Genomic DNA, 1,258 nt, shown 5'->3' with positions numbered 1-1,258 from the left:
AGAGCTGGACCCCATTGACTGGACAGCCATTGCAGGAAGATAAGTGCTTCCCTCAAGATGAGCGTGATGCTCTGGAGAGAAGCGATGAGACGCAAGAGACGGACCCACTCACCGGAATTCAAGGCCAAGGTCGCGCTGGCGGCCTGTCAGGGTGATATGACGATGGCAGAGATGGTCAAGAAGTTTGACGTGCATGCCAACCAGATCACGGACTGGAAGAAGCAGCTGCTCAGCGGCGCACCGGACGTTTTCGGCAAAGGCGCACAGAAGGCAGAGGCGACCGAGGAAACAATTGAACAGCTTCATGCCAAGATCGGGAGGCTGACGATGGAGAACGATTTTTTAGAACGCGGGCTCGAAAGGATTCACGGGCCCAGAGGAAAGAAATGGTAGACCGGAAGGACCCGTTGCCTGTAGCTCGCCAATGCGAGCTGCTGGCTCTACCTCGATCCACGTTCTACCACGTTCCCGAGCCGGTCTCTGACGAGGAGTTGGAGCTGATGGCATTGATTGACCGGTGCCACCTGCAGTATCCGTTCTATGGCAGCCGCCGGATACGGGATTGGCTGGAAGACCAAGGGCATGTGGTGAACCGAAAACGGATCCAGCGACTGATGCGCACCATGGATCTGGTTGCGCAGTATCCGAAGCGCAATCTGAGCCTCGCCAATCAGGCGCACAAGATCTACCCCTATCTGCTGCGGGACCTGGTGATTGATCGACCCAATCAGGTATGGGCGACCGATGTGACCTACATTCCGATGGCACGCGGCTTCGTTTACCTGGTCGCCATCATGGACTGGTATTCGCGACGGGTGTTGTCATGGCGGGTATCCAACACCCTGGATGCCAGTTTCTGTGTCGACGCGCTGGAGGAGGCAATCGAGAACCACGGAACCTCCGAGATTTTTAACACGGACCAGGGCAGCCAGTTTACCAGCGAGGACTTCACCGGCGTGCTCAAGCGCGAAGGCGTTCGTATCAGTATGGATGGCAAGGGCCGCTGGCTCGACAATGTCTTCGTGGAGCGCCTGTGGCGGAGCGTGAAGTACGAAGAAGTGTACCTGCGTGCTTACGATGACATCGCGGCGGCGCGCCGGTCATTGGGGCGCTACTTCGAGTTTTACAACAGCGAGCGACGGCACCAGGCACTTGACCGGCGGACACCGGACAGCGTGTACTATCAACCCGCCGCCAAACTGGCGGCATAGCCCGGGAATGCACTTATCGTGCTGTCCAATTTACGGGGTCCACTTCT

General features: G+C 57.6%; 1 protein-coding gene. It reads left to right on the top strand.

The genetic code is table 11. The features are described from left to right. Nucleotides 1-84: 84 nt before the first annotated feature. Nucleotides 85-1,211 (top strand): IS3 family transposase gene (locus DDZ17_RS22190; RefSeq protein ID WP_421910604.1). Its coding sequence is split into 2 segments (ribosomal slippage): nt 85-346 and nt 346-1,211, totalling 1,128 coding nucleotides; the frame shifts between segments, so codons are not numbered across the junction. Nucleotides 1,212-1,258 lie beyond the last annotated feature (47 nt).

The organism is Parahaliea mediterranea (assembly GCF_003402235.1).
Lineage (GTDB): Bacteria > Pseudomonadota > Gammaproteobacteria > Pseudomonadales > Halieaceae > Parahaliea > Parahaliea mediterranea.
The sequence above is the reverse complement of the archived record's forward strand: the minus strand, read 5'-3'. Positions and strand labels throughout refer to the sequence as shown.